The following is a 26,825-nucleotide window of genomic DNA, read 5'->3' on the forward strand; positions in this document are numbered from 1 at the left end:
ATTTTTCAAAAAATAGCGTAATAGCTAATTCTTTTGAAAAATGCGAACGTCGTCTCGCGCTTTTTCTAAATTTAAATACCTAATAGTGGAGCCGGATCAACAAAATTAGACCATAAACTTGTTGAGATACCGAAGTGAAGGTGAACACCAGTTGAATTTCCTGTTGTTCCCATACCGCCTAAAAGTGTTCCGGCATTAACGGAGGCACCAACAGTTGTAGAGAAGCTGCTTAAATGCATATAGTAAGAATAATAGCCATCGGCATGTTGGATAATCACGTGATTTCCCGCAGACCAGTGATAGCCAGCTTCAACGACTTTTCCAGCTTTTGCTGCAAAAACAGGTGTTCCAGAAGCTCCAGCTAAATCAATTCCGTCATGAGATGTACCAGATGCACCTGTTGGATCAACACGATTACCAAAAGGACTTGTAATCACAAGTGAACTTAATGGCGCACTCCATCCAGAAGTATTTTCTTCTGGTTTTGTTACGTTGTCTGCTTCAGGCACTTCAGGAACAGAACTGACGGGTGAGCTGTCTTCTGTGTTGGTTTCTGTTTTCATTTCGTTTGAAGAATCAGACTTTTGCTCTTGTTCTTTTTGGACCGCTAGTGCTTGGGCTTGCTCTTCATTAGCAATGCGCTCCTTTTCAGCAGCTGCAGCTAGTTCTTTTTGTTTTTGCTCTTGGACTTTGCGCGCGTCTTCTTCTGCTTTTTTGCGAGCAGCTTCTTCAGCAGCACGTTGTTTTGCCAAAGCTTTTAATTGCTCTTGACGCTTTTTCTCTGCTTCAACTTTTTGTTTTTCAAATTTTTCTTTTTGTTTTTTCTCAGTAGCTAAACTAGCGGAGAGTTCATTGATTTTAACTTCTTGATCTAATTTTGCCTTTGTTAACTCGTCTTGTTTGGCTTGCAATTCATTGGTTGTTTCAGTCAAAGAGTGTAACTTTTCTTCTGATTTCTTTTGAAGCGTTTCTAATTCAGCTTGATCTTTTTGTTGTTCAGACATGATTTCTTTGTTTGCACTGATTAATTTTGTTACAGCATAAGCTTTTGTGATTGCTTCATTAATCGAATCAGATTCGGCCATCACTGACAAAATGTCGCTGGCATTTTGATTCGTTTGAACATTCCGCGCTTGTTTTTGAATTTGTTCTTCACGTTTAGCGATTTTCTCTTTCAAATCAGCAATTTTTTGAATCAAGTCAGTTAACATTTGTTCTTCAGTATTTTTTTGTTGAAGAATCTTATAACTTTCTTTTTCAATTTGGCTGACATTTTCTTTAATGATTGCCAATTCTTGTTCAGAAGCTGTTTGATTTTTTTGTAGTTGTTCAATTTTTTGATCTTGTTCATTGATTTTGTCGTCTAAAGTGTCTGCTTGCGCGGCAATTGGCGCACAAAGTAAACTTAGCGCGAATGAAAATGTGACCATTTTTTTTAGCTTAATCATAGTTTCCCCACTAACATCTTTTTTATCAATTTCAATTTTTACATTTTGTATTGTAAGGCAGAGTTGTGTGGAAGTTGTGAAGATTCATCCGTTGAGCGAAAAAAAGAAAAACTTAATATAACTGAAACAATTACAAAATAATTGATACAAACTCAATCGAATTGATAAGTGATCGTGAGTGAAAGAGAGGTATGATTGAGTAAACTGCGAAAAATAGTGAAGAGAAAGGAGCGAATTAGATGCATATAAAAGTATTTACCAAAAATAAAAAAACAGTATTTCCTATAATGAAACGATTGCAAAAAGAGCAGTTAGAGCTAAAGGTGAGTTATCAATCTGCTCTGGCAAAGCTACATAATGAACCAGCAGATATTTTACTTATTACGGATGATCGCTTGACAGAGCTTTCGGAAACAGTTACGAATCGTTTTCCATTAGTTGTCGCTTGTACTCAGCCACTTTCAGAGAAAGAAAAAATTGTCTTATTCCAAAAAGGTGTGAACATTTTGTGGTCTTGGCCTGTTAGTTTTGAATTAATGAAGGCAAAAGTAGAATCTCTACGTTCAGCATTGCTGAAGCAAAAACAATTAAAAAATAATACGCAGCCTGTTTACCAGAAATTTCAAGTGTTGGAAGAAAAGCAAGTGATCTTGTTACATGAAAAAGAACTTTCTTTAACCAAATCAGAATATCGTTTGTTTGGCTTGTTACTGAATCATCCATTACGAATCTTTTCTCGTGAAGAGTTGTTGATTTTGCTAGGAAACGAAGAAGGTTCGGGAAGAGTGATCGACACACACATCAAGAATATTCGTAAGAAAATTGAAGAAGTTGCAGGAAGTGTCAACTATATCCAAACGGTTCATGGTCGTGGATATCGCTTTACCAATGCTACTCATTAAAATTACAGCTGGTGTTGGAGGGATAAGTGAGCTATAATTTCTGAATAAAAGGAGTGTGTTGTTACGATGTGGTCAGAAAAACAAAAAAGAGATGCGTATGAGCTTTTACTGTTACAACAAAAAGGATTACTTGAAGCTGAAAGTAATTGGTTAGCTAATCTTGCGAATTCTTCGGCACTCTTAGCAGATGCGTTACCAGAAACTGTCTTTGCTGGATACTATCTATTTGATGGAGAAGAACTAATTCTTGGGCCGTTTCAAGGAAGAGTTTCTTGTACAAGAATCAAACTAGGTAAGGGCGTTTGTGGGGAGTCAGCAGCAAAAAGAAAAACATTAATTGTCACAGATGTAAAAAAACATGAAAATTATATTTCTTGTGATTCAGCTGCACGTTCAGAAATCGTTGTTCCTTTAGTTAAAGACGGAAAATTAGTAGGTGTTTTGGATATTGATTGCGGAAAAGTCGCGGGTTATGATGAAATCGACAAACAATTTTTAGAACAATACGTGGCATTATTGGAACAAACATTGCCGGCTAAAACAGTTCTACTTGCTAATTAAGTTTAAATTAAGTACAAAAACAGTTCGACTGATTGAAATGGTTGCTAAAATTCAGCAATTAATTTAATCAGTTTTTTTATTATAAAAATACTTAAGTTATCATTTTTCTTCATTTGGTTTTAATGTTAATATAATTTCAATGGAATTATAAAATAATTAGAAGGTGATTAACTATGAAGAAAGAAGAAATCATTTTGGGACAAATTTATGAATGTCATGCGATTGGATTGAAAAAGAAAGTGACCGGCGAAATTATTAAAAAATTAGAGAACTCAGTGATTCTTTGTGTAGAAGAATATGATCGTATCGATCATGCAGAAGTTCAAGATAAAGCTGGAAAAGTAATGGCTAAGTATTCTGAAATTTGTAGTCAAGAAGTATCAGAATATGGTCTAATTGAAATTGCCTAATCCAGTAAGCAAAACCATTAAGCACTTGGCGGAGGTGTTTAATGGTTTTTTTTTTGAAAAAATGATTGAGATGTTTATTTGCTCTTTAAAAGTTACTGAAGAATGGCTATACTGGAAACTAGTTTTAATGATTATTTGAAAGGAATGAAGAAAATGGATATCCAAAAAATTGAGTACGACTCAGAAAAATATCAACAAACGTTAAACTTGCGAAATAAAGTCATGCGCGTTCCGTTGGGGTTAACGATTGAAGAAGAGGATTTTTCACACGAGGCGGAGCAATATATTCTTGGAGCATTTGATGATGAGTTCCTTTTAGGTGTTGGTGTGCTTAGTCAGAAGTTAGATGAATCAAAAATGAAAGTTGAGTATCTATGTGTTGATTCGCAAAGGCAAAGTGCAGGTGTGGGAAAACAATTACTCAGTCATCTTGAACTTTATGCGAAAAAAGAGCATGCGAAAACAATCGAATTAGAAGCGCGCGTAAGTGCCCAGTCATTTTACGAAAAAATGGGTTACGTTGCGTATGGGGATACGTATTTGATGGCGATTGCGCCGGTTGAGCATATTCGAATGGAAAAATTTTTATAGATTAATTGAATAAAAAGGAAAAGCGTGAGGAGAGATGTTCCTTGCGTTTTTTTGTTAAGATATAGATTTCATTTGCTTTAAGCAAGAAAAGGGCTCATTTTTTGATGATGTAGAATTTTCTCATTTTAAAGTGGTATATTTATCACTTTGCTTATGATTTGAATGCAAAAAGTTTGTGTTTTGCTACTTTTCTCTATTTGACCAAAATAAAAAAACGTTGATTGAACAACGTTTTTTCGGATTATTGTTTGTCTCAACAATATAAAAACAAGAAATGACCTCACTTTTCCTTTGAAATGAGGTCGATAAATAGTCAGAGGTCACCACCAATGAATAATCAGGAAGAACATTTTAATAGTCATTAAGTAGGCACTGCTTAATGGCTACTTATGCTGTACCCACAGCGTGGGTTATATAAACATATATATGTTTATGTTTATATTTATATATGTGTTGTTAAAATCAACAACAAGTGTTAATATAAGTTTACAAACAAGCTTACGCTGTACCAAAAGCGATAAGTAAAAGGCAATGTCTGCAAACATTGCCTTAATAGTATAAGTTGAGCATTTTCATAACTGAAAGCTCAGCAGTTAATTACATGGCTCTTATCTATTTCTACTTGCTAGGGTAGCAGATGAGGGCTCTTTATTTTTGTCTAAAACTATCATAACACTTTAAAAATAAATTGCAGGCTGCGATTATCAAAGCAATTACTTGATATTCAGTCATGACTTTATCACCTCCAAAAAAATACTTGGGTTTCAGTCATGAAGTAATCACTCAACTTACAAATTTAAGTATAGCAAAAAATGATTAGGTTGTCTTCTTTTCTTCTATACAAATAATCTTTCAAAGATTCTATCACCTTTTTTATTTGGATGATGTTCAAATCCTAATTGCAATATATCCACTACCTCCTACTCTACTTATTTCTTTATCAATCTTCATATTCAATATCAGAAGTGTTCTCTTCAATATTTTTGATAGTTTCAAAAAATTTTATTTCTATACACTTCAAGCACTCTAATATTGCATCTTTAGATTTTCCTTGCTTTTTTTGCTGAAATACAGATTTCTTTATTTTAGTTAAGAAAAGGATTCATTTTTAGATGACAAATAGAAGTGAGTAAGGGGAATTCGCAGTTGTTGCAGTGAGTATATCTAGAAAGTTTGCATTAAAATTTATTGAGTAACTCTTGTCATTAAAGAAAACGATTTCTTTTGAGATGTTTTTGTGATTTAATGATCGTGGTGATAATACATATATCAACATTTTGTAAAGAATGGATAGTTTGGTAGAAAGGATAGTAGATTTTTTGGAGGTGGAAAAAAATCAATGAGAAGAAGGGAGCTTGTTTTCGTAATATTTTGTTTAGTTCTTTTAATAACGATGGGGGGATATTTAATTTTTTATTTTGAAAAGATATCAAACACATTACAACATACAAATTCAGAAAAAGTAAGGATTACTTTTTCAGTAATGACTATTTTATTAGGCATAGTTATGTTTCTTCAACAATCTTTTTTTTCATTAAGAATTCCTCTATCTGTTTTTACACCATTAATCGGTTCAATCGGACTATTAATAGCGATAAGATTGAGAAGAGGGACTTATAGGACAGTTATTCTTTTAGCAAATAGTATCATGATGTTAGTATTTCCGATATATTTAGTTCTCGTGTTTATCTTTCCGGCATTTTTTGTGTGAATAATAGCGAATCTATCAGAATGTCACCCTGCAAATCTTATGAAGTATTTTTTGTATAATCAATGATGAAGTTGATCATCAATCAAAATCAGATGATAGTAGATAAATTTAGTTAATATTCAGACCGACACTATAATTTTATAAAAAAGGCGACCTAGGTCTTTCTCTTTTTCGTGAAAGGCTGAAAATAGGTCGTCTTTTTGTTAGCAATAAAAGCTTTTAATGTCTTTTTTCTCGCAGGTAATTTAGCATCTTTACTTACAAGGAAGTTAAACAAATTTTCTCATTTTAAAGTGGTATATTTATCACTTCGCTTATGATTTGAATGCAAAAAGCTTGTGTTTTGCTACTTTTCTCTATTTGACCAAAATAAAAAAACGTTGATTGAACAACGTTTTTCCGGATTATTGTTTGTCTCAACAATATAAATATGGAGACGGCGGGAGTCGAACCCGCGTCCAAACACATCGCCACTTAAAAATCTACGTTCATAGTCAACTCATTTAAGGTTTCGCTTTACAACTTGCCGAGTGACAGGCATTTTGTATTGCTAGTCTGATGAGCTCTTTTTCAACTTACAGACGGAAAGTTGAAACGTATCCCACTAAAGTTAGGACCCTTACTCGAGCACATGGGCGATACCGAGAGGATCTACGCTAACTGTTTTTAGGCAGCTAAAGCGTAAGAATAGTTTTCGTTTTTAGCAGTTATATTTAACTGTAACGTTTTAACGTAGACGTAACCTACGAAACGCAATTCAAGCTCAAACTGTGCCTGTCGAATCCGTAACGTCCCCGTAAAGTAACAAGGGTTACAGATGCATTATGCACAAAGATAGTATACCACATTTTTATTCATTTTCAATAAAAAAGTATTGGCACTAAAATGCGAGAAGAGTTAACGAAAGGTTCAATCAATTTTATTCGCTGAATCTTTTTTAGTTTCATGAAAAAATCTCGAAGCTGTACTACTTGCTTCGAGATTTAGTAACATTTTCTTGAATAAAATGGTCACTTTTTTTCTGATGTTAAACGGAATAGGAGAAGCGGAATAGCAATAGTCAAAACAATACACAAAGCCATTACCCAAGTAATCCCAACATTCATTGATGAAGGAGTTGTCACGATGCTGATCATGATCGTAATTCCGATAGATGCAAACATTTGACGAAGTGTGTTATTCAAAGCCGTTGCTTGGCTGATTTGTGAAGGTTCAATTTCTTTAAAAGCTTCGGTTAGTGACGGTGAAAAAATTAATCCAATTCCTAAGAGACAAAGCGCATAAGTCACGGACAACAAAGCTAAATTGATTTCTACTCGTGAAAGAAAGAAGGGGATAAAGGATACGAGCATCAAAAAGCTGCCAGTTATGATTAATTTCTTTGGTCCATGCTTGTCGTAAATTCGTCCAACAACAATCGAAGAAAAAGCGTTCAAAATGGCTCCTGGTAATAAGATAAGACCAGCAGTTAAGCTATCGACTGAAAGCTGCATTTGGGCAAAGATGGAGACCAGCTGTCCTAGCCCAACCAAAATGATGTATGCCAGGATACTAATGCCAGTCATTTTTACAAAAGTGGGTTGTTTCAGTAAATAGATATTGATTAAAGGTTTTTTCATACGTAATTGTCGTTTCAACAAAAGACAGCCAATCAAAAAGCCAAGAATAAAAAGAAAAATCCCTAGAATCAGTTGGCCTTTCATCATGGTGATGCTTAGCATAATAAGAGAGATGGCTAAGAAAGATTCGATGACTGAAATAAAATCAATCTTGACTGGTTTTGGTTGAGAATAATTAGGAAATCGCCAAAAACTGATGAGAAGGATTAAGAGCATGATTGGTAAGATACTAATGAATAAGTAACGCCAATTTAAATAATTTAAAATGATCCCCGCAACTGTCGGACCTACAGCAGGGCCAAAAGCAATGACAAAAGTAGATAAGCCCATAATCATGCCACGCTGGCTGGGTGGGTAGATTGTCATCATAGTAGTCATTTGAAAAGCCATCAAAAAACCACCGGCTGCAGCTTGTAATAGTCTACCTAATAATAAAAACCAAAAATTGGGTGCGATTGCTCCAATTGACGTCCCCACAGAAAAGACAAGTAACAAAGATAAAAAGACTGTACGACTTGAGTATTTTTCATAAACATTAGAAGTTAGTGGGGTAACAACGCCAACCATTAAGGTGTAGCCTGTGGTTAACCATTGAACAGTAGTTAATGATTCTTTCATGATGTCTTTGAGTAAAGGCAACGCTGTAACCATCATTGTTTGACTCATCATACTGATAAATGTTGCTGATAAGATGATGACAGTGATCAATTTTCGGTTTTTTACTAAAAGTTGTTTTTCCATTTTCGATTCAGGTCTCCTTGCGTTTCACTATTCATTAGCATTAAATGCTTCATAAACGAGTTTCAATTGTTCAGTAAACTGTGCTTGATTGATTTCTGGGTGGGCGTGAAAGAACGAAATCCACCATTCTTCCATTTCATTACCAAGTTGTTCTGCAATTTTTTTCCCTTTATCAGTTAAATCAACATGATAGGCACGTGATTCATTGCTTAGTGAGCGGGTAATAATTTCTTCTTTTTCTAAAAACTTCAAGTCTTTTGTTAATAAGCTTGGATCAATTGCCATCCGACGTGCAATATCTTTTTGGATTTGATGAGGATTTTTTAGAGCAAACATCATAATATCTGTTTGTGTTGCCCTTAAAAAGTCAAAACTATTTTGATGGTTCCATGATTTTTTCGTTTGGCGATAAATCGCAGCCAAATATTTACTTAAATTTATTTCATTCATAAAGATCACCTCATAAAATTTTAATGGACATCTCCATAAGTGGATATGTCCATTAAAAGATTTTTTCTTTTTTTGTCAATTTTTTTGATTTTTATATTGATTGGCACCGACTGATTGAATTAGTTAGTGAGAACTCTTACTGCTGTTGTTTTTTCTTAAGAGAAAAAGAAAAAAATCTCAAAACAGTAGTATCTGCTTTGAGATTCGTTACGGATTTTTTATTTTAAAAAAATTAAATTAAGTCAAAATGTTTCAATGCGTGGACGATGCCACCTTCAGTATTTTTCTTAGTTACGAAAGTCGCCAACTCTTTTAGTCCATCGTAGGCATTGCCCATTGCAATTTTATTGTCGCAAGCTTCTAGCAGAGCGAAGTCATTCGGACCATCACCAAATCCAAAAGTTGGGACATTGGTCAATCCTAATTCTTCTTTTAATCGTTTGACGCCAGCACCCTTAGAAATTCCTTTTTTCACGGTATCAATTGAATAAGGACCGTTTCGATAAAAAGTTAGTTCAGGAAACTGTTCATGATAATACTCATCGCCACTTTGTGAAAGAATCAAAAGCATGTTGATTGGATTTTGACGAAAGGCAAAAGGATCAATCGGTGGCACTTCAGAATGAATAAAATTATAGGCATCAATCATTAGTTGATTGTGGCCAGTACACCAAATATTTTGGTGATTGTAGTACGAAAGTTCGTGGCCTTGTAACCGCACATGTTCATACATTCTTTGACATTCTTGTTCTGAAAAAAGCTCGGAATGGATTTCTTTTCCATCCACACGAATATAAGAGCCATTCATGGTAACAGCTGAAGTGATTCCAGCATCGTGCATAATCTTTTGGATTTCAATTTCTGTTCTACCTGTGGCAATGACAGGCAAGACATGATTTTCTTTTAAGGCATTCATGGCAGATGCAACTTCTGAGGTGATTGTTGAATGCGCATCCAGCAGTGTTCCATCTAGGTCAAAAAAAGTAATTGCTTGATAGTTTGACACAAAAAAAACTCCTTTATCTTTTCAATAAAACTATCTTAACAAAGAATGAACAAAAGACAAACCTTTCATGAAGAATTATTGAATATATTGGTTCGCAAGACTATTTGGAGTATACTAGAAAGAGAACTTTTTAGGAGGAAATCAATGATTTTTTTAGTTGTAGGAGTTGCTTTAACGACTATTGGTATTTTCTTTCGCTTATTTCCTTCCAAGGGAAATTTGCCATTGTATGGATACCACTCACCGTTAGCTGCTAAAACAGATGAACTCTGGCAGTTAGCCCAGAAAGTTAGTGGAAAATACTTTATTATTTTCGGCTTGATAATGGCTGCGATTGGCTATTTATTAAAAGTAACAGGAAACACGAATTACTTTTTAATTGAAATGCTGGTATTAGTTTTTCCAATTATGCCGATTTTTATTTTAACGGAAAAAAAATTACAGAAATTTGACCAGAAATCCGGAGGGGATGACTATGAACATTTTAATGATTGAAGATAACCAATCTGTTTCTGAAATGATGCAGATGTTTTTTTTGAATGAAGGCTGGGAGGCAACGTTCAAGTATGATGGGAAAGACGGGCTAGATGCCTTCTTAGAAAATCCTGCACACTGGGACATGATTACACTTGATTTGAATTTACCAACAATGGATGGCATGGTTGTTGGGCGTGAGATTCGGAAAATCTCAAGCACAGTACCTATCATTATGTTGACTGCACGCGATTCAGAGAGCGACCAAGTTATTGGTCTGGAAATGGGGGCAGACGACTACGTAACGAAACCGTTTAGTCCACTGACCTTGATTGCACGAATGAAAGCCTTGCACCGTCGAAGCGAACTTGTCGATGCAAAAGAAGAAACCAGTGAATCAGATAGTCATTTCGACATTCAAACAGAACATTTCAAAATGAATACCAAAACTCGTGAAGCTTATCTAGATGGTCAATTGATTGAAGGTTTGACACCAAAAGAATTTGATCTTTTATTTACTTTAGCGAAAAAACCACGTCAAGTTTTTTCAAGAGAACAGCTATTGGAATTAGTTTGGGATTATCAATATTTTGGTGATGAGCGAACAGTTGATGCACATATCAAAAAACTTCGTCAAAAAATTGAGAAAGTCGGTCCACAAGTAATTCAAACGGTTTGGGGCGTCGGCTATAAGTTTGATGATTCTGGTGTTGCCTAATGCGCTATCTTTATCAACAATTACTTGCTTTTTGTAGTATGATTGCCATGATTATTTTGATTGTCGGGGTTTCATTTACACAATTAACGAAGCAAACGATTGAAGAAAATAATTACCAACAGTTGTTTGGTTATGCTGAATCTGTTGAAAAAACGACACAAACATATGCTGCGAATTTTCCGCAACTGAGTCAAGATCAGGCGTTCCAAAATGCATTGCTTTTGACAGAACAAGTGCTAACGGAGCAGAATGTTAACTTTATTTTTATTGACAAAAATGAGCGGCTTATTTATCCAACAGACGATTCAATGCTGGATTTCACGATTAGTCCTGAGCAATGGAAAAACTTGCGTAACGGAAAGCAACAAAAGTTTACCGATCATAAAAATATTTTAGGCCAACAGCAAGCAACTTCTTATGCATTAGTTCCGTTTAATTTGAATCATGAATTTTACGGTGCTTTGGTTGTGAGCCAACCAGCACGAAATATTGATAATAGCGTGCGTTCAGTTACCTTGAATCTTTTCAAGGGGTTTATTTTTTCAAGTATTGTTGCAGTTATTGCTAGTTATGTGTTTGCTGCTTTTCAGGTGAAGCGAATCAATCGTTTACGCAATGCAACAAAAGAAGTGACTAACGGGAATTTTGATGTCCAACTGCCTGTTCATGACAAAGATGAATTTGACGAACTTGCAGATGATTTCAATAAGATGACGAATTCACTTAAAGAGTCGCAAGCAGAAATCGAAGAGCAAGAGAATCGGCGACGCCAATTTATGGCAGATGCTGCACATGAGATGCGCACGCCTTTGACGACAATCAATGGATTGCTAGAGGGGCTTGCCTATGATGCGATTCCAGAAAATCAACGAGAGAATGCAATCAAGTTAATGAAAAATGAAACGGAGCGCCTTATTCGATTAGTCAATGAGAATCTGGACTATGAGAAAATTCGGACCGACCAAATTACGATGGTCATCAAGAAATTCAATGGAACAGAAACCTTGAGAAATCTTGTGACACAGCTTGAAGCAAAAGCAGAAGCAGCAGGAGATACACTGATTTTGGAAGCTCAGGAAGAAATTGATGTTTATGCTGACTATGATCGTTTCGTACAGATTATGGTAAATATCATTCAAAATGCGATTCAGTTTACTGAAAATGGTCAAATTACTATCAGTATTGAAAAAGGTTATCTTGAAACGATTATTAAAATCAAAGATACAGGAATCGGTATCTCAGAACAGCAGATGAAAAATATTTGGGAACGCTACTATAAGGTTGATCCATCAAGAAAAAATACTAAGTATGGTGAATCTGGTCTCGGCTTACCCATCGTGCAACAACTAGTTCGTCTGCATAAAGGGAAAATTGAGGTCGAAAGTGAAGAAGGAAAAGGAACAACATTTACTGTCCGACTTCCGGATGTAGAAATCAAAGAAGTGTCTCAAGAAAACTAAACCAAAAGCCAGATGTGGAAATTTCCGCATCTGGCTTTTTTAGTGATCATCAATTAGTAAGCATAGTGGAGTAAAATATGTGAGAAAAATACTTTAGGAAGCATCTTCTAAATGATCGATGTAAGGACTATGGGCAATAGTCGTATTGTTGGTGAACAGCAGAATTGTTTGATTTTTTTGACGAGCTAGTAAGCAAAGAATGTCTAACAATTCTTGTGTTTCTGCAATAGTTAAGTCGTCAAATGCGTCTTCTACAATGATTTGTGTGCGTTTAGCAAGTAAAGAATGTAAGAGTTGCAGTTTGATTTTTTCTAATAAAGAGAGGTCATCTGCTGACTGCTTTTCCCAAGAGGAATCCAGCTTTAATTGTGATTGATAAGTGGAACTGGTTGACTTGATATCTTTACTTGAAATGTCTAGGTAGACATGATCCTTTAACTTTAAATAAGGAAAGACAGGCCAATTTTTTTGAACAATTGTGTAGTTTGGCGAGTCATCTAGCAACAAGTTTTCTTTCCATTCATTAAGTAGTTGTTGTTGCTTTTCTTTAGAACTAAGAATAACAGTTAGACAATTGAAATGAGTCGTATTATTTGGTTGCTCCATGGTGGGTGAACCTCCCTTTTTGCAGTCTTCGAGAAAAATAGATAAATGACAAAATACTTATAAATAAGCTAACAAAAGTCAAAGTGAATAGTGTTTGAACAATTCCTTTAAATGTATCAACAAGTAAAAAATCACTCGTAAAATCAATCTGAAAAAATGCTTCTTGATTGATAGGAATGGTTAATCCACTAATTGAAGAAGGAACAGAAAAGTCAGGAAACTTAAATAAGGTAAGAACAGTTAGGTTGATTCTTTGTAACAGTGTTTCGTAAAGATGCTGGAAACTGATACTCCATAATAGTAAACCTAAGCAAGCAACAGTAATTGGTACAAACATTTGAGTGTAAACAAAGAAGAATAATTTTTTTTGTGAAAATCCGGTTAAACGCCAGTTCATCAATTCTTGTCGATTTTGTTTCAAAATATGGATAAAAAAGAAGAAAAAACAAATCGCAAAGCAGAGCACAAAGACAAGAATAGCTGATGAATAGAAGTGACTAACGCTATCTAATTGTGGAATCTTTTCTTCTTGACTAGTTGAACTAAAGATAGCTAAACGGTTTTGGATTTGTTTGTGTAAAGTAGTTTGTAAATTATATAAATTAAAAGAGATAAGTAACAAAAAAGCAAAGAAGCTTGAAAATAAAATATATACAATTGTTTGCTTTTTATAATATGCTAAACGCGCAATAGCATAACGGATTATTTTCATACTTTTCACCTCTATTAGAGTATAAAAAATGAATATGAATAAAGTATGAAATTCTTTTTGATAAATTGCGAGTTATTCTGCAAAGAGGTGAGAAGCTGTTATTTGAGAGTACAAAAAAGCGTGAGAAGTTAGCTTCTCACGCTTTTTAATCGTTTATTCCTCTGAAGAAGAAGTATCAGTCGTTGGTGTACCATTTATTTCTTGGTACGTTTTTGTTTCATAAAGATTAGTTGTTGATTTATTACCGTTTTGACTAAATACGCTGGTTGATTTATCACCTAATTTTTTCTCAATAGCAGTCATTTTTTCTAAACCATTTTTGTAATCATAGTTGGCAGAGTCAATTGGATCAAGATTGCTATTCGTGTAGAAACGGAGTAAATCACCGTTATTGATTTGATCAGAAACAGCTAATTGTTTTGAAACCTCAACTTTCCATGCATCAATTTTTGCTTGAACTTCAGGGGAAGGATCGGTAATGGCTTCACCTGTTGCGTTATCATAAATCGTACCACTGTAGTAAGTGTAAGTTGGTGTAACGAAATCGCCATCACGGAAGCTTACCACTTGGTCATGGTCTTTAGAGAATAAATCTTGTCCAAGTTGGATATAATCTTTGGTGTCAACACCTAGTAAGTGAAGTAACGTTGGTAACGCGTCAACTTGACCTCCATAAGTATGATTAATCCCGCCATTTGTTTGACCAGGTACATGAATCATGTAAGGGACACGTTGCATTTGTGCGTTATCAAAGTTTGACCAAGTATCACTTGATTTTCCAAGTAGTTCTGCTAAGGTCTTGTTTCTTGAATTGGAAACACCATAGTGGTCACCATATAAAACAATAACAGAATTATCATATAGTCCACTTGACTTCAAATAGTTAAAGAATTCTTCGACTGCTGTATCCAGATAATTCGCAGTTGCGAAGTAGCCGTTAATTGTTTCATCACTGGTTGCTGCCATCGGGAATCCTGCTTCTTCATTAGTAAATTTTGAATAAGGATAGTGGTTTGATACAGCAATGAATTTTGAATAAAATGGCTGTTGCAAATGTTCTAAATACTGAACGGACTGGTCAAAGAATGGCTTATCATGCAACCCGTATTGGAATGAGTTTTCATCGGTTACATCGTAATAAGATGAATCAAAGAAATAATCATAACCAAGATTTTTATACGTCTCATTTCTGTTCCAGAAGGTACCAGAATTTCCGTGGAAAACAGCACTAGTATAATCTTGTGTTTGGCTCAAGATGTCAGGTGCAGCTTGGAAAGTATTTTTTCCACCCAATTGAGTAAAGAGTGATCCTTGGTTTAATCCGAAGAGAGAGTTTTCCATTAATGTTTCAGCATCACTGGTTTTTCCAGCTTTGACTTGATGGAAAAAGTTATCGAAACTATACGTACTATTACTGTGAAACAGGCTATTAAGGAAAGGAGTTACTTCGTGTTCAACGCCTGCTTCATCTTTTAGTTTGTAATCAATCAGGAATTGTTGGAAGCTTTCTAGATGGATATAGATAACGTTTCTACCTTTTGCCACACCAAACATCTCGTCGTTTGGTTCAGCATAGTGTTCCTTAACGTAGTTTTCAACTTCTTTCATATCGTTAGGACTTGCTTCCGCACGAACTTGGTTGGTTTGATAAGTCTGGAAACTATCGTAAGCCATAAAGGCATTAAGACCAAGATATTTAACTAGATAATCACGAGAGAATGTTCTAGTTAATAGTTCTGGGCGATCAGCTTCAGCCAAGAAAAGATTACCAGAAAAAATCATAACTGCTAATGTTGAAATCGCAAATGCCATACGGGCCCGGACAGGACGTTCATCCATTTTGATTTTTTTAGTGACTAATAAAACCGTTAAGATAATAAAATCTATCCAGTACAATAAATCGTAAGGGCGGAACAAGCGAATGGCACTTTCGCCCAAACCACTAGCAACTTTTCCAGCGCCTAAAATAGTATTGATGGTAATAAAGTCTGTAAATTCACGATAGTAAGTGACATTTGAAAACACCCACAAAGTGAGTAAGAAAAAAATCACCATCATCGTGATATACGAAGCTCTTGCCCGTCTCACATACAAAGCAATCCCAAGTAATAACAAAGTAGTCGCAATTGGATTGATAAATAAGATAAAGTATTGCACTCCGCTTTCAATCCCTAAATTGAAATCAATCAAATAGGCGAAAATTGTTTTTAGCCAGACTAAAACAGCTAACAAAGAAAAAAATCCGAGCCGCTTATTTAAAAAAGCGGGCGTTTTTATACGTTTCAAAGTAATCTTCCTTTCTACACTCAAAAAAATAAGAATAAGAGTGTCATAAAACCCATAGTACACAACTTATATATTCTAATCTATTTTACTAGTCGAAGATTTTAGTGTCAATTCTAAGCGATGATTTATGGCAGTTGGTTAAGGGATTCTTTAAGCTTTCTTAGAGGTTTGTGGCTTAAGACAAGCTGTTTGATTTTTGTTATACTGAAGGATGAGAAAGTAAAAGCAGGTGAATGAATGAAAATAAAAGTAAAAAAACGAGCGAGCACTCAATTTAGAAAAGGTTATCCGCTCATTCAAAAAGAAGATTTAGTCGATACGCAAGTGGAAACGACGGAATGGATCGATTTAGTAGATCAACAAAATCAATTTGTGGCAAAAGGCTACTTAGGAAAGCAAAACAAAGGAATTGGTTGGGTATTAAGCCGAGACAACGAAGTATTTGATACAACTTTTTTTGAGAAAAAATTTGTGGTAGCAAAAGCAAAACGCACAACTTATTTTAGTGATGACTTAACAAATGCTTTTCGCTTGTTCAATGGTGAAGGTGATGGCATGGGTGGTTTGATTATTGATTATTATGACCAGTTTGCTGTCTTTTCTTGGTATAACCAAACACTGTACCTTCATCGAGAAAAATTAGTTGAAGCATTTAAAAAAGCATATCCGGAAATTTTAGGTGCGTATGAAAAAATTCGTTTTGATACGCAGGGTCTGCCAGAAAGTCAGTTTATTTATGGAAAAGAAGCACCAGAGCCATTGATTGTAAAAGAAAATGGTGTTCAGTTTGCAACCTATTTAAATGAAGGCTTGATGACAGGAATCTTTTTAGACCAAAAGGAAGTTCGCGGAGCGTTGGTTGATGGATTAGCGTTAGGAAAATCGGTACTAAACATGTTTAGCTATACAGGTGCTTTCTCAGTTGCGGCTGCGATGGGTGGTGCTGTTGAGACAACCAGCGTGGATCTTGCAAAACGGAGCCTGAAAAAAACGCAGGAACAGTTTGAAGTCAATGGTTTAGATCTTGAACAACAAAAAATTATCGTTATGGATGTTTTTGAGTACTTTAAATATGCGAGTCGTAAACAATTGACTTATGATGTCATTGTTTTGGACCCACCTAGTTTTGCCCGCAACAAAAAGAAAGTTTTCCGCGTGGCAAAAAACTATGGCGAATTGGTCAAAGACAGTCTGGAAATTTTAGCAGATGAAGGGGTGCTGATTGCTTCAACAAATGCGGCGAATGTCACGATTCAACAATTTCAAAAGATGATTGAAGAAGAGTTCATTGCGAAAGGTGTCTCCTATCAACAAATCGGACTTTATCGCCTACCAAATGATTTTCAAACGACAAACGCTTTTCCAGAAGGAGATTACTTAAAGGTATTTGTTTATAAAATCAATCAAATGTAAGAAGGGAGTCGTTACGGATGATCCAAGTGAAAAATTTGCAAATCGGTACTGGTCGGCCAAAAGTTTGTGCACCATTAACTGGTGTGACCCAAGAAAAAATCTTAAGTGAAGCACGTCTCGCGCGCGAGGCAGGCGCGGATTTAGTGGAATGGCGTGTCGATTTTTATCAAGAAATCTTGCAATTAGAAAAGGTTCTAGAAACACTAGTCCTTCTTCGACATGAGCTTCAAGGATTACCGTTGCTTTTTACATTTCGTACGCTAGCTGAGGGCGGAAAACAAGATCTATCGATTAGAGAATATCATGATTTGTATGAAACAGTTGTGACTGAACAGTTGGTTGATATGGTAGACATTGAATTGTTTCAGATTGAAAGCTTGGGACGCGGAATGATTGAGCGCATCAAAGATCATCAAATTCCAATCATTATCAGCAATCATGAATTTAAAGAAACACCATCAGATCCTGTTCTGCTTTACCGGCTAAATATGATGGAACATTTTGGAGCTAGCATTGGAAAATTAGCAATGATGCCACAAACAGAACAAGATGTTTTTCGCTTGCTTGAATTGACTAAACGAGCAAGTGCGTTTGTTTCAATCCCGTTGATTACTGTTTCAATGGGAGAAATGGGTAAGTTATCAAGAGTAGCAGGATGCTTAACAGGTTCGGCAGTTACTTTTGGGGCAATTTCAAAAGCGTCTGCTTCGGCCCCAGGACAATTATCTGTGAAAGAACTGCAACAAATAATTAAGAGTTTAGCATGAGTAATCGTATCAACCAACGATGAATGGTATTTGAATTTATCATGCTTGTTGCAATGAGGTGGAAATATGGCAAAGAAAAAACAAGTCAAAACAAATGCAATTCGACTCGTAGAGCAAAAAAAAATTGCGTATACAGAACACGAATATGAATGGGATGAAAATCATTTAGGTGCAACTACGATTTTTGAACAGATTCCTGGGAGTGAGCAACGAATTTTTAAAACATTGGTGGCTGTAGGAAACGTAACTGGTCCACTAGTTGCTGTCATTCCGGGAGAAAATGAAGTAGATTTAAAGAAATTGGCAAAAGTTTCTGGAAATAAAAAAGTAGAAATGCTCCATTTACGTGAGTTAGAAGCAACTACTGGTTATATTCGTGGTGGCTGTTCACCAATCGGAATGAAAAAACTATTTCCAACTTATCTTGATCAAATTGCGGAAAATTATGAACAAATCATTATTTCCGCTGGCAAAAGAGGACTGCAGATGGAGTTAGCTCCACAAGCAATCTGCCAACTGACAAATGGAAAATTTGTCGATATCAGAGCATAAAAAAATCCCCTTCAAGTTAGTATCCAGTTTAACTTGAAGGGGATTTTTTTTATAAGTAACCAATGAATAATTTAAGTGGACTAGTAATATTTTAAATGGCCTGGGCTTGTTGACCGGCATTCATACCAGAAACATGACCCGTAGCAAAAGCCGCAGTGATATTGAAGCCACCAGTATAGCCGTTGACATCGAGTAATTCACCCGCAAAATATAATCCAGCTACCAGTTTACTTTCTAAGGTCTTGGGATTAATTTCTTTTAAGGAAACACCCCCGCCAGTTACAAAAGATTTTTCTATCGGGAAAGTTTTGTTTATCAAGAGATGAAATTCTTTACATAATTGGACAAAGTCTTGAATTTGTTTCTCCGACGTTTGTTGACCCGTTTGTTGTTCCAAATTCAGATGACTTAAATAAAAAGTTAGTAGTCGTTCAGGTAAAAAGCCGTGCCAAGTATTGACCAACGTTTTTTTCGATTGACGACTCTTAGCAGTTAGTTCTCGGATCAAGTCATGACTTGATCGAGTTGGGAAACAATCTAGAGAAATTGTAACTGGCTCGCCCGTTTTCTTTAATTCTTGATTGATAAAACTTGAGCAACGTAAGGCAGCAGGCCCTGAAATGCCAAAGTGTGTGAAAAGTAAATCCATAATGTGCTCAGTAATTACTCGTCCCTTTTTATTCAAGACACTTAAAGAAATATCTTGTAAAGACAATCCTTGTAATGTTTTTTCTTGAATAAAAGGTTCTTCGGAAATCAAGGGAGATTCCGTCGCGTATAATGGGGTAATTGTATGACCAACTTTTTTTACCATTTTGTAGCCATCTCCAGTTGAGCCAGTTGATGGATAAGTTCGTCCACCTGTTGTTAAAATCACACAAGGGGCTTGGAATTCTTCAAATTCTGTTCGAATGCCGTAGACTTGTCCGCTATTGTGTACCAATTTTTCAACTTTTGTACCAAAAAGGAGTGTGACGCCAAGTTCATTTAGACGAGTAATCAACGCTTCAATGATTGTTTTTGATTTATTTGTAACAGGAAACATTCGGCCATGGTCTTCTTCTTTTAAATGCACGCCTTGTGTTTCAAAAAAGTTCATGATATCAAAGTTATCAAATTGTGAAAAAGTACTATATAAAAATTTTCCGTTTCCGGGAATATGTGCGATTAAATCTTCCACTGGTCGATTGTTTGTGACATTACAACGCCCACCGCCAGTCATTAGCAATTTTTTTCCAGCTTTTTTATTTTTTTCAACTAATAGCACCTTGGCACCTTGTTCTGCGGCACTAATAGCTGCCATCATTCCACTGGTACCAGCGCCAACAACGATTACATCGTAGTTTGTTTCCATTCGCTTCACCTCACAAGTGAGTGTAGCATATTTCGAAAATAAACGCAGAAAAATTTTTGAGCCGAGGCTGAAAATAAGCTAAAATAAAAATTAGCTAATCGAAGGAGTGTGACACAATGACAAATGCAAAAAAATATGTCCAAACGATTCAAGAGAAACTACATCAACAAGATCGTGGAGAAGTCGAATTTTTACAAGCAATTGATGAAGTACTTCCAACAGTTACGCATTTTTTAGAAAACCATCCTGAATACATCGAACAAAATATTTTAGGAATTCTAGTAGAACCTGAACGAATCATTCAATTCCGAGTGCCTTGGCAAGATGATCAAGGGAATTGGTGTGTGAACCGAGGATATCGGATTCAATACAATTCAGCCTTGGGTCCATATAAAGGTGGGTTAAGATTTCACCCAAGTGTTAACTTGAGTATTTTAAAATTCTTAGCTTTTGAACAAATTTTTAAAAATAGTCTGACTGGTCTTCCAATTGGTGGCGGAAAAGGTGGTAGTGATTTCGATCCTAAAGGAAAATCGGACGGTGAAATCATGCGTTTTTGTCAAAGTTTCATGCTGGAGCTTTCAAAACATATTGGGCCTTCTTTAGATGTTCCTGCTGGCGACATTGGTGTTGGTGGAAGAGAAATTGGTTATTTGTTTGGTGCATATAAACGAATCAAACAATATGATGCAGGTGTGTTGACAGGAAAACCTTTGAATTTTTGGGGAAGTAAAGTTCGTACAGAAGCAACGGGGTATGGATTAGTTTATTTTGTTAAACACTTGTTAGCTCAAGAGCAAGATTCATTTACAGATAAAACAGTTTTTGTATCTGGGAGCGGAAATGTTGCAATCTATGCAATTGAAAAAGCGCAAGCACTTGGAGCGAAAGTGGTGACTTGTTCCGACTCAAGTGGCTTTATTTATGATCCAACAGGTATTGACTTAGAATTATTGAAAGAAGTGAAAGAAAAAAAACGTCAACGTTTAACTGAGTATGCAGCTCAAAAGACATCTGCTGTTTATCATGAAGGAAAATCGGTATGGTCGTTAGAAGAAGCATGTGCTATTGCTTTGCCATGTGCGACACAAAATGAAATCTCAGGTGACTTAGCAGAAATCTTAGTAAAAAATGGCGTACAAATTGTAGCAGAAGGGGCAAACATGCCAGCAACAGTAGAAGCTGTCACTGTTTTTCATGATGCAGGAGTTTGGTATTGCCCAGGAAAAGCTGCAAATGCGGGTGGAGTTGCAGTTTCTGCCTTAGAAATGAGCCAAAACTCTCAACGTTTAACTTGGGAAAGTGAGCAAGTAGATCAACAGTTAGACGAAATCATGCAAACAATTTATGAAACATGTCGTCAAACTGCTGCTGAGTATGATGAAGAAAAAAATCTATTACTTGGTGCGAACATTGCCGGTTTTGCAAAGGTTGCGGAAGCAATGTCTGCACAAGGATTGGTCTAAATGTGAAATTTTCTTGTAAATATTGAAAGGTTCGTAGATATTTGCTTGAAAAAAAAGTAAAAAAAACGTAAAGTATACCTGTATAGTGAACTTTTAAGGAGGAGAACAAATGGCACACATTCATTTTGACTATTCAAAAGTAGCACCGTTTGTCAATGAACATGAATTAGGTTACATGCAAAGCCAAGTAACAGCGGCTGACAAATTATTACGTGAAGGTACAGGCGCAGGCAGCGATTTCTTAGGCTGGATTGATTTACCTACAAATTATGATAAAGAAGAGTTTGCACGTATCAAAGAAGCAGCTAAAAAAATCCAATCTGATTCAGAAGTATTAGTAGTAATCGGTATTGGTGGCTCATATCTAGGTGCACGTGCTGCAATTGATTTCTTGAACCATACTTTCTATAACTTATTAGATGGTAAAACACGTAAAGCACCACAAATTTTTTATGCAGGAAATTCAATCAGCTCAACTTACTTAGCTGACTTGATCGAAGTAATTGGTGATCGTGATTTCTCTGTTAATGTTATTTCTAAATCAGGAACAACAACAGAACCAGCAATTGCTTTCCGTGTGTTCAAAGAATTATTAGTAAAAAAATATGGTCAAGCAGAAGCAAACAAACGTATTTATGCAACAACTGATAAAGCACGTGGTGCAGTAAAAGTTGAAGCAGATGCTGAAGGTTGGGAATCATTTGTTATTCCTGATGATATCGGCGGACGTTTTTCTGTATTAACTGCTGTTGGTCTACTACCAATCGCTGTTAGTGGGGCAGACATTGATGCCTTGATGAAAGGTGCAGCTGATGCAAGTAAAGAATATGCAAGTGATAAACTAGAAGAAAACGAAGCTTATCAATATGCAGCGATGCGTAACATTCTTTACCGTAAAGGCAAAGTGACAGAATTGTTGATCAACTATGAACCAGGAATGCAATATTTCTCAGAATGGTGGAAACAATTATTCGGCGAATCTGAAGGAAAAGACCAAAAAGGAATCTATCCTTCAAGTGCAAACTTCTCTACTGATCTACATTCATTAGGTCAATATATTCAAGAAGGTCGTCGCAATATCTTTGAAACAATCGTTAAAGTGGAAAAACCTCGTAAGTCAATCACTATTCCTGAACAAGAAGCTGACCTAGATGGTTTAGGCTACTTACAAGGAAAAGAAGTTGACTTTGTTAACACAAAAGCTTTTGAAGGAACATTATTAGCACATACAGATGGTGATGTACCTAACTTACTAGTTAAAATTCCAGAAATGGATGCTTACACCTTAGGTTATACAATGTACTTCTTTGAAATAGCTGTAGGAATTTCTGGTTACTTGAACGGAATCAACCCATTTGATCAACCAGGTGTAGAAGCCTACAAAAAGAACATGTTCGCCCTACTAGGCAAACCTGGCTTTGAAGACCTAGCAAAAGAATTGAACGAACGTCTATAATATGTTAGTGAAGGAAAGAAGTTGTGGCATATGTCGCAGCTTCTTTTTTAATACAGCAAAATGATTTGATAGAGCAAAACAAAAAGAGGTTTGCATCGTCTAAGATGTGCAAACCTCTTTTAGCTTTTTTCCGAGAATGATTTAGATGTCATGTGGGGTGGCCAGCTCCTTAATTAGATTCATGTAATGCTCGGACAGCTTGTTCGATTGTAATACCGAAAGCAACATTGTGTTCATTTTTTGCGTCAATTGCCATGAAACGATTGGTTGAAGTGTCAAAGGCTACGCGATAAGTCATATTTGTTTTGTTAAAAGTCATGTTTCGTTCCCCCTTTCAATTATTGAGAAAAATTCGAGAAATTTTCAGTTAAACTCTCTGTAAATTTTCAAACCCATTTGTAGTTTAGCACCAACTCATTTTTCTTGCAATTAAGAGGTATCCATAAACAAATGGTTTATTTAAAACAAAAGAAATCAGCGATCTTCTGTTAATCCAATGAGTAGACCAATTGTTAAGGTAATAAAGATTACTGCTTGAATGAGAACCATGTCTATCCCTCCTTTCCTTCAGTGTATGAAAAAAAAGAAAAAACTGCACGAACGTGAAACAATAATAAAAGAACAGTTTTGTCACCTTTCTTACGTGACGAAAAAATATAAAATTTAAGTGATATTAAATGAAAAATAGCATAACTTAAAATCTGAATGAATTCTTGTTGGTTTAAAGAAAAAAATACAAAAAAAATAAAATAAAACGTTTTCATTTATTTGCTTTTCTGTTATTATAAATAAAACAAATAATAATTGAAGGAGTGAATTTTGATGTTAAATATCGAAGTGGGAAAGTCTTACATATGCAAACCTATTGGTGTAACTAATGAAGTCGTTGGTTATATCGAACATACCTATACCAACACAGCTGTTGTTTTAGTTGAAAGCTACGAGCAATGTGATCATTTTGTTATTGATGAGAAACAGTTTCGCGTATTAGTTAAGTTAACAGATATTTACGCACCAGTTGAGATGGTGTCGTAAACAATCACTTCTTTTGAGAAATTTGCAAAAGTTTTTTATACTTAAGGAAAGAGGAAGGGAGAAGATGTTATGACAAAGAAAAGAAATTCAGGGAAACTAGGAATTTTTCTCGCAATTGTCTCAGCGATTCCCGCAATTTTAGCCATCTTTCGAGCTGTTAAAGACGCGAAAAGAGAATAAGTAAATAAAAAAAGGGCGACCGCTAACAAATTAGCGATTGCCTTTTTTTTTGATAAGTGAAGTGATGCTTAACCGACACCTAGTACGAAGTTAAGCAATTTATCTGAATAAGTGATTTCGTCATCAAGTGATTTTACTTCTTTGTTTAAAATCCCCATCTGATCGGTGATGATGCCATCTGCACCATAGAACATCATTCGACTGACTGCATCCGAGTCGTTGACCGTCCAGACATAAACTTTTTTACCATCCGCATGGGCAGATGAAATAAAATTCCGATTGATGGTGCTATATTCCATTGTTAAAAAGTCGGCAGAAGTAATCGGTGGTCCCACAATATTAAACGGTAAAATATAGCCAACGTAAAACTTTGGCTCCACTTTCTTTAAGTCTTCGACAGTTTGATAAGTCAAACTCTGTAAAATATGATGTTGTTCCAGAATTTCTGCCCGATATTTATCCGTGAAGCGCTCAACCAAATCGCTTGAGTCATATTTCGTTGTTTTAATTTCAATCAATAATTTCTGATTTAATTTTTTAGCAGCTGCCAGATAACTATCAAAAGAAACAAGTGGTGCTGCTTGCCCATTTTCTTTGACTGTTAATTTTTCTAGTTCTTTCAAGGTTAAATTTTGTGGTAGTTGATTGACGCCCGTTAAATTCTTCAAGTTAAAATCGTGCATCACGACGAATTGGCCATCTTTTGTTTCTTGAACATCCATCTCAACGTAATCAGGATGATAAGTTTGACTTGTTTTTTCTAGCGCAGGTAACGTGTTTTGAACACCATTTTGATTGCTAACACCACGATGAGAAACAGTTAAAGGGGTAGTCTGTGCAGCAGAAGTCAAATAATTCATATTATACAAACAAACGCCAACGCCAAAGAAAACACAAAAAAGAACAAGACTGGCATTCTTTAAGGTGGAATATCGATGTAAAGGTGGCTCAGGAGTGAACCATTCAGGAATTTCTGGCAAGAAGCCTTCATCATCCATGAAGTCGACAATAATGTAAAATATTCCAACAGTTGACATAACAATATTAAACAGAAGTATCAATTGTAATAGCGTCATTGCGAAGACAGCACTAATCAATGAATAATTAGGCAAAAAATTCTCAACAGCCGTTTGTGAAAGGATAATCAGAAAATAACCTAGTGAGGAAATTAGTAAGATACTACCACCAATGATAATAAATTGACCTAGAATCGCAAAGAAGCGTGATTTCGTAAGTCGCCAACTTTCTCGGATTGATTCGCGAAATGGTCGGTCGCGTAAGATCATTTCTGGTAACGCAAAAATTAGCCGAATGCCGATGTATGCTAAGAAAAGATAAACTAAAATGAATAAACTAACAATCACAAGCCGATTTTCAAAAATAAAATCCATAATAAATGAAGGGATTTTGATTTTTGATAATAAATCAGAGTTAAAACTTAACCCACTTAACGGCAAAATCAGTAGAAAATAAGCTAAGAAAAAGAGAAACGTAACTGGACGAACCTTTTTTAGCTGTAAGACAGTCATTCGAAGTAGCTGTTTTAAGGACACAGGTTTTCTTTTTTTGATAAAGTAAACACTAATCAATAAAAAAGTGAATTCAAAATAGACCAAAAGCAGAATCAGCACCAAAACGATAAAGAGCGAGCCTAGTACACCAGGGTGCTTAGAAAAAATGGTGGCGATATTATCATAAGATAAATAATCAATTGCACCACGATGTAAAATAAAACGAGTTGTACTATTCAATAACGGCAGACAAATAAATAAAATAAAGCCGTGCATCAGTAAAACATCGCGAAAATAATTTTGTGTTCCTTTGAGAAAGTCCCAAGCATTTCCTAAACTATGTTTTAAATAATTCATTTTTATCACCTACTAATTCTATTGTATCTTAAAAATAAAAAAAACACAGGTTAGAGGTCAGACCACTAATCTGTGTCAGAATGTCTTCATTTATTTTGTCCAATTAACCAAGTAAACCAGTCAAGTATTGTCCACCATAAATCAGTGCCATACTATATAAGAAAATAGAGAGTGGTTTAGCAAGGAAAATAATTAGTGAAAATTTCTTTACGGAAATATTTGTTAAGCCAGCCATCAAACAAAGCGCATCATCTGGCGCAACTGGTAGGAAAATTGCAAGTGCAAAAAGTTTCTCAAATCGACTTTGATTATCTAACCAACCAATATATTTATCATAAGTTTTGTCGCTGATTAAAGATAAAATGAAGGGTTTTCCGTAGCGTCTACCTAATAAGAAGATAATAACCGATCCGATACAAATCCCCACATAGTTATAAACAAAACCAGCATAAGGACCAAAAATCAGAACGCCGGCTGCGGTACTGATGCCACCGGGGATGATTGGAATCACTACTTGTAGAATTTGAATCAAAATGAAAATAACAGGTCCAAGAATAACTGAGTGTCCAACAAGACCTCTCAATGCATTGATGTCCTTGAAGACTCCAAGATTGATAAAGTAAACAGTTAGTGCGATAGACGCGCCTAAACCGATAATTGAAATAAAGTTGATAAGTTTTCTTGATGCTGCAACGCTCATTTTGAATCATCTCCTTGAAGTTTTTTGATCTAAGGTTACTATACGCGATAAAGTGGCAAACACGCTACTTTTTTAGATGACACTATTCAAACAGTTTTGTAAGTTCGAAGTAAGTATAAAAGATTTGTGAAGAAAATGCATCCTACTAAAGACTTATTTAATTTTTATCGAAGAAATTTATTTAGTAACTATTTCTTTTTTAAAATAAATATAAATAACGATAGTTTCCTTATTTGGTGATTAGTTGTGTTTTCGCCATAGCTGACAAAAAAAGAGTGAAAAAATAAGGAAAAAAAGAAGACTAAAAAAATGAAAGGGAATGCATAATTTGATGAAGAC

The 26,825-nt window shown here is 35.4% G+C and carries 24 protein-coding genes and 1 other RNA gene; 13 read left to right on the forward strand and 12 right to left on the reverse strand.

Going from position 1 to position 26,825, the window contains the following annotated elements:
- Positions 1-71: 71 nt before the first annotated feature.
- A complete protein-coding gene (locus IGJ93_RS04030; RefSeq protein WP_086270647.1) occupies positions 72-1,448 on the reverse strand; it encodes a peptidoglycan DD-metalloendopeptidase family protein in 1,377 nt (458 codons plus the stop codon).
- 239 nt (positions 1,449-1,687) lie between these two features.
- On the opposite strand from IGJ93_RS04030, the gene IGJ93_RS04035 reads away from it, so the two are divergent.
- The 4 genes from IGJ93_RS04035 to IGJ93_RS04050 all read left to right on the forward strand — a co-directional run bounded on the left by IGJ93_RS04035 (position 1,688) and on the right by IGJ93_RS04050 (position 3,912).
- Positions 1,688-2,350, forward strand: a complete 663-nt coding sequence (locus tag IGJ93_RS04035) for a winged helix-turn-helix transcriptional regulator (protein ID WP_067484025.1) — start codon at positions 1,688-1,690, stop codon at positions 2,348-2,350.
- A 66-nt stretch (positions 2,351-2,416) separates the two neighbouring features.
- Positions 2,417-2,911 carry a GAF domain-containing protein gene (locus IGJ93_RS04040; protein ID WP_067484027.1) on the forward strand — a complete coding sequence of 165 codons (495 nt, stop codon included), beginning with the start codon at positions 2,417-2,419 and terminating at the stop codon, positions 2,909-2,911.
- Between the two features lie 173 nt (positions 2,912-3,084).
- Positions 3,085-3,321 carry a hypothetical protein gene (locus tag IGJ93_RS04045; RefSeq protein WP_067484028.1) on the forward strand — a complete coding sequence of 79 codons (237 nt, stop codon included), beginning with the start codon at positions 3,085-3,087 and terminating at the stop codon, positions 3,319-3,321.
- Between the two features lie 102 nt (positions 3,322-3,423).
- Entirely contained in the window at positions 3,424-3,912 is a 489-nt protein-coding gene (locus IGJ93_RS04050) for a GNAT family N-acetyltransferase (protein ID WP_083571979.1), read from the forward strand.
- A gap of 2,139 nt (positions 3,913-6,051) precedes the next feature.
- Here the strand turns inward: IGJ93_RS04050 and ssrA are convergent.
- From ssrA to IGJ93_RS04070, 4 genes are all read right to left on the reverse strand, one after another.
- Positions 6,052-6,419: a transfer-messenger RNA gene (gene ssrA / locus IGJ93_RS04055) on the reverse strand.
- A gap of 214 nt (positions 6,420-6,633) precedes the next feature.
- Positions 6,634-7,983, reverse strand: a complete 1,350-nt coding sequence (locus IGJ93_RS04060; RefSeq protein ID WP_075491370.1) for an MFS transporter — start codon at positions 7,981-7,983, stop codon at positions 6,634-6,636.
- 27 nt (positions 7,984-8,010) lie between these two features.
- A complete protein-coding gene (locus IGJ93_RS04065; RefSeq protein ID WP_095803485.1) occupies positions 8,011-8,433 on the reverse strand; it encodes a MarR family winged helix-turn-helix transcriptional regulator in 423 nt (140 codons plus the stop codon).
- A 232-nt stretch (positions 8,434-8,665) separates the two neighbouring features.
- A complete protein-coding gene (locus IGJ93_RS04070) occupies positions 8,666-9,439 on the reverse strand; it encodes a Cof-type HAD-IIB family hydrolase (RefSeq protein WP_067484039.1) in 774 nt (257 codons plus the stop codon).
- A gap of 144 nt (positions 9,440-9,583) precedes the next feature.
- Here IGJ93_RS04070 and IGJ93_RS04075 point away from each other — a divergent pair, with 144 nt between their 5' ends.
- From IGJ93_RS04075 to IGJ93_RS04085, 3 genes are read left to right on the forward strand one after another with little or no spacing between them, the layout of a single operon-like run.
- The gene (locus tag IGJ93_RS04075) at positions 9,584-9,934 is read left to right on the forward strand and encodes an SdpI family protein (protein ID WP_067484041.1); all 351 of its coding nucleotides are present in this window, start codon (positions 9,584-9,586) and stop codon (positions 9,932-9,934) included.
- Positions 9,915-10,631, forward strand: a complete 717-nt coding sequence (locus IGJ93_RS04080) for a response regulator transcription factor (RefSeq protein WP_067484043.1) — start codon at positions 9,915-9,917, stop codon at positions 10,629-10,631. The genes IGJ93_RS04075 and IGJ93_RS04080 overlap by 20 nt, the downstream gene beginning before the upstream one ends.
- A complete protein-coding gene (locus IGJ93_RS04085) occupies positions 10,631-12,091 on the forward strand; it encodes a sensor histidine kinase (RefSeq protein WP_067484045.1) in 1,461 nt (486 codons plus the stop codon). The genes IGJ93_RS04080 and IGJ93_RS04085 overlap by 1 nt, the downstream gene beginning before the upstream one ends.
- A 93-nt stretch (positions 12,092-12,184) precedes the next feature.
- Here the strand turns inward: IGJ93_RS04085 and IGJ93_RS04090 are convergent, their stop codons facing one another.
- From IGJ93_RS04090 to IGJ93_RS04100, 3 genes are all read right to left on the reverse strand, one after another.
- Complete coding sequence (locus tag IGJ93_RS04090) at positions 12,185-12,697, reverse strand: hypothetical protein (protein ID WP_067484047.1); 513 nt, start codon at positions 12,695-12,697, stop codon at positions 12,185-12,187.
- On the reverse strand, positions 12,681-13,409 hold the full coding sequence (locus IGJ93_RS04095; protein WP_067484049.1) for a hypothetical protein: 729 nt from the start codon (positions 13,407-13,409) through the stop codon (positions 12,681-12,683). Before IGJ93_RS04095 ends, IGJ93_RS04090 begins: the two co-directional genes overlap by 17 nt.
- Before the next feature lie 153 nt (positions 13,410-13,562).
- Positions 13,563-15,695 carry an LTA synthase family protein gene (locus IGJ93_RS04100; protein ID WP_075491368.1) on the reverse strand — a complete coding sequence of 711 codons (2,133 nt, stop codon included), beginning with the start codon at positions 15,693-15,695 and terminating at the stop codon, positions 13,563-13,565.
- 237 nt (positions 15,696-15,932) lie between these two features.
- On the opposite strand from IGJ93_RS04100, the gene IGJ93_RS04105 reads away from it, so the two are divergent.
- The 3 genes from IGJ93_RS04105 (at position 15,933) to ybaK (ending at position 18,427) form a co-directional block, all read left to right on the forward strand.
- Complete coding sequence (locus IGJ93_RS04105) at positions 15,933-17,108, forward strand: class I SAM-dependent rRNA methyltransferase (RefSeq protein WP_071869299.1); 1,176 nt, start codon at positions 15,933-15,935, stop codon at positions 17,106-17,108.
- A gap of 17 nt (positions 17,109-17,125) precedes the next feature.
- Positions 17,126-17,875, forward strand: a complete 750-nt coding sequence (aroD, locus tag IGJ93_RS04110; protein WP_270346747.1) for a type I 3-dehydroquinate dehydratase — start codon at positions 17,126-17,128, stop codon at positions 17,873-17,875.
- 66 nt (positions 17,876-17,941) lie between these two features.
- Positions 17,942-18,427 carry a Cys-tRNA(Pro) deacylase gene (ybaK, locus tag IGJ93_RS04115; RefSeq protein WP_067484057.1) on the forward strand — a complete coding sequence of 162 codons (486 nt, stop codon included), beginning with the start codon at positions 17,942-17,944 and terminating at the stop codon, positions 18,425-18,427.
- A gap of 91 nt (positions 18,428-18,518) precedes the next feature.
- Here ybaK and IGJ93_RS04120 read toward each other — a convergent pair whose 3' ends face one another.
- On the reverse strand, positions 18,519-19,835 hold the full coding sequence (locus tag IGJ93_RS04120; RefSeq protein WP_256924757.1) for an NAD(P)/FAD-dependent oxidoreductase: 1,317 nt from the start codon (positions 19,833-19,835) through the stop codon (positions 18,519-18,521).
- Positions 19,836-19,897: 62 nt separating this feature from the next.
- On the opposite strand from IGJ93_RS04120, the gene gdhA reads away from it, so the two are divergent.
- Positions 19,898-21,247 (forward strand): NADP-specific glutamate dehydrogenase, encoded by a 1,350-nt coding sequence (gene gdhA, locus IGJ93_RS04125; RefSeq protein ID WP_071869301.1) that lies wholly within the window; start codon positions 19,898-19,900, stop codon positions 21,245-21,247.
- A gap of 109 nt (positions 21,248-21,356) precedes the next feature.
- A complete protein-coding gene (locus IGJ93_RS04130; protein ID WP_067484063.1) occupies positions 21,357-22,703 on the forward strand; it encodes a glucose-6-phosphate isomerase in 1,347 nt (448 codons plus the stop codon).
- 169 nt (positions 22,704-22,872) lie between these two features.
- Here IGJ93_RS04130 and IGJ93_RS04135 read toward each other — a convergent pair whose 3' ends face one another.
- Positions 22,873-23,022, reverse strand: coding sequence for a hypothetical protein (locus IGJ93_RS04135; protein ID WP_169819341.1), 150 nt, complete (start codon positions 23,020-23,022; stop codon positions 22,873-22,875).
- A 503-nt stretch (positions 23,023-23,525) separates the two neighbouring features.
- Here IGJ93_RS04135 and IGJ93_RS04140 point away from each other — a divergent pair.
- Positions 23,526-23,738 (forward strand): hypothetical protein, encoded by a 213-nt coding sequence (locus IGJ93_RS04140; protein ID WP_067484065.1) that lies wholly within the window; start codon positions 23,526-23,528, stop codon positions 23,736-23,738.
- A gap of 248 nt (positions 23,739-23,986) precedes the next feature.
- Here the strand turns inward: IGJ93_RS04140 and IGJ93_RS04145 are convergent, their stop codons facing one another.
- Positions 23,987-25,786: a glycerophosphodiester phosphodiesterase gene (locus IGJ93_RS04145; RefSeq protein ID WP_270344837.1), complete on the reverse strand. Its 1,800-nt coding sequence runs from the start codon at positions 25,784-25,786 to the stop codon at positions 23,987-23,989.
- Positions 25,787-25,889: 103 nt separating this feature from the next.
- On the reverse strand, positions 25,890-26,486 hold the full coding sequence (locus IGJ93_RS04150; protein ID WP_071869302.1) for a TVP38/TMEM64 family protein: 597 nt from the start codon (positions 26,484-26,486) through the stop codon (positions 25,890-25,892).
- Positions 26,487-26,825: the final 339 nt, after the last annotated feature.

Source organism: Enterococcus sp. DIV0174, assembly GCF_050529065.1.
GTDB classification, from domain to species: domain Bacteria; phylum Bacillota; class Bacilli; order Lactobacillales; family Enterococcaceae; genus Enterococcus_B; species Enterococcus_B thailandicus.